The 2,815-nt window shown below is 37.4% G+C and carries 2 protein-coding genes; both read right to left on the bottom strand.

Translation table 11 applies throughout. The annotated features are described in order from the left end of the window. Positions 1-142 precede the first annotated feature (142 nt). A complete protein-coding gene (locus JX312_RS11750; protein ID WP_204458112.1) occupies positions 143-868 on the bottom strand; it encodes a CDP-alcohol phosphatidyltransferase family protein in 726 nt (241 codons plus the stop codon). Beyond that, entirely contained in the window at positions 849-2,297 is a 1,449-nt protein-coding gene (locus tag JX312_RS11745; protein ID WP_239653905.1) for a flippase, read from the bottom strand. The genes JX312_RS11750 and JX312_RS11745 overlap by 20 nt, the downstream gene beginning before the upstream one ends. Positions 2,298-2,815: the final 518 nt, after the last annotated feature.

Raw genomic sequence — 2,815 nt, 5'->3', positions numbered from 1 at the left:
TGCCTCCTTGAGGCCTTTTATGGTTGGTTTCGCCGAGTCTCATAAAATCCTCTCAATGAACCTCACAATTAAATTTAAACAGTTTCTAAGAGAGGGGAATATTGGGTTTGCAAGCCTTTGTTAACCATTCTTTTCTGCATGGTCAAGATCTGTAAAAATGCATTAAAGTGATCATGGTTGTTCTGAGTGTGCATAATATAAAGTATACTGCCCATCCATAGAATATATAAACTGAGAAACCGATTCTCAGCCAATAATCTACTATTATTATCCAAGAGAACAGGACTATGATGTTCGGGAAAAGAGTGAGCTGAATCAGCAGATATTTAAATATGTTCTGTGGGTTCTTGGCATGACTTGTTTTTTCTTCTTTAGCCATTTGGAATTGGAATGAAGTTATGTTCCTCAGTAGCATTTCGCAAGAAATAACCATTATGGAGAATAGTGAGAGGAGCATTATGTCATCTGGCTTCACAATCTGTATAAAGGTAAGCCATATTGCGATATTCATCAGGGGGTGATCAATAAGGTGTGCCATAAAATCCATCTGAGTTCCATATCGTGAGAAATTTTTTGTGTATCTCGCTACCTGTCCGTCACTGTTATCCATTGTATACCACATTATCCAGCACAAGTATCCCAATATCTTGCATGGCAGGGATGGAATTGCGAACAGGATACTCCCGATGATTCCGAAAATTACCATGAGCATCGTGATATAATTCGGAGTTACATCACGTTTTATAAACCATACCGAAAATAATCGGCCAAGATAGGCACATGGAAAATTATCTGCTAACATTTTGTCAGTAAATCCCGGTTTTGTATATTTGAGTTTGATTGTGTTTCTAATTTCTTTGTCTGTCATGATTCAGGTGTAAAAATTTTTTAATCATTGTAACAAGGTCAAGTGCATTTTGATCTTTTAAAAAAAACAAACTGCTTATATATATTATAGAACATGTTGCGATAGATAAGGCTAATTGTAGTTGATAACCGAATCTTAACATCCCAATTCCGTAGATTACAGGAATGAAAAGTAATGACAGGCCGAAATATCTAAGGCATGTCAGATTGAATAAGCCTACTTTGATCTTAATGTTTCTGTATATATATATAAGGCATATGCACACAAATATGATTTCGCTTATCAACGTGCACGATATGGAGACCGCAGGTGTGAGATTCCCTATAAAGATTACATTCAGAATTATGTTGACGGCTCCGCACAGCAGGTTGAAAAGCACAAGAATCTTTTCTTTGCCGTGAAGAAATATAATCTGGTTGTAAAGAATCGCATCTATCCCCAAAACAATTATCCTTAATGCAAAAATCCTCATCGGTGCTACTGCCGGAAGGTATTCGTCTCCTCCGAAAAGAAGAATTATCGGACGGGCAAGCATGAACAGACCGATACTTACAGGTATCATCAGCGACAAGGTAAGTTTCATTATACGTTTTACTGTCTGCTGATACATGTCAGGATTTTCGTTGAGATAAAGAGAAAGACGGGGCAATGTCGCGAAAACAATCGAAAGAATTACAAGCTTGCACAGCTCTACAATTTTTTGACCCAAGGAGAAATAAGCCACATTCTCAGTGCCGGTGTAATACCCGAGCAGAGTGCGGTCGAATACTGTATATAAATATCCGGTATTGTTCAACACAAGGATTGTCAGAAGAGGAATTATATATTTGCACGGGTGTATGCCGGAGAAGAGGTCACGCCAGCTTATGCTTATTTTTTTTCTTGAATAAATATAACTTACAAGATAATTAAGAACGGCAACCGCCACTGTTATCATTACGTATATATATTCATCGGATTCATTCCTGACCAGTGTGAAGATGAAAATAAAGCTTATGAGGCGAATCAAGACTGTTTTGACTGTTATGAATTTAAACTCCTCCATTGCCTCATTATACCATTCCACATAGATTATCTGAGAAACAAGATTTCCGCACAGGATATATGAAATTCTTTTAAGTTCCGCGTCGTGGATAAAAAATAAGATGAAGAGAATATATAATGCAAGGAACAGCAGGTTTGTTATCAATCCTATGCAGAAGAGGTTTTTGTAAATGTCGGTGACGATTCTCCGGTTGTTTCTGTGCGCGCTGATTTCCCTGAGTCCATAATTATATATTCCGGACATGCCCAGCATGCCGAAGTAACCGAATAAAACGGTAGCGTAATCTATGTTTCCCATATTATGAGCACCCAGAACGCGGTATACATAGGGAGTGATAATAAAAGGCAAAAGCACGTTGAAGAGATTCAACACGCCTTTTGCCATGATATTATGTGCTATAGACTTTGCCAACTTAGTGGAAATTAGTTTGAGAAATTTCGGATATTTTGTTTCCGAAGCCTGGAGAATAAATATAGTAAAAAGAATATGAAGACTTGCGGAACAAGACCCATAAACGTGAGCATGTTGTCGAAGATATTCAATACTACAATGATATCAACAGAGACTATCATGGGAAAATAATAGTTTGAACTTTTTTTTATAATTTTAATGTTTATCGTTATAAATATCAGCAGGAAAATGAATAATAGCCACAAACCGATCCATCCCAGATAGTTGTATGCCCTGCCGTATATTGATGCTACTGTAAATGAGGAGCTGATCAGTATGGCTCTGTTTGCAAAGTTTGATTCGTCCTGTTCTCCTGCAATCCGTTTTGAGATTATCTCTGGAGTGCATTCATAAATTACAAAATTTTGCGCGTCTTCTGAATCTGACTGAGACCAGTTTGAGTTGGTAATGGTGTTTTGTGTGTTTGCGAGCGGACTGGCAATGTATATATA

The sequence above is a fragment of the Barnesiella sp. CU968 genome, assembly GCF_905219685.1.
GTDB classification, from domain to species: Bacteria; Bacteroidota; Bacteroidia; order Bacteroidales; family Muribaculaceae; genus Lepagella; species Lepagella muris_A.
This window is presented reverse-complemented; position numbering and strand designations above follow the sequence as displayed.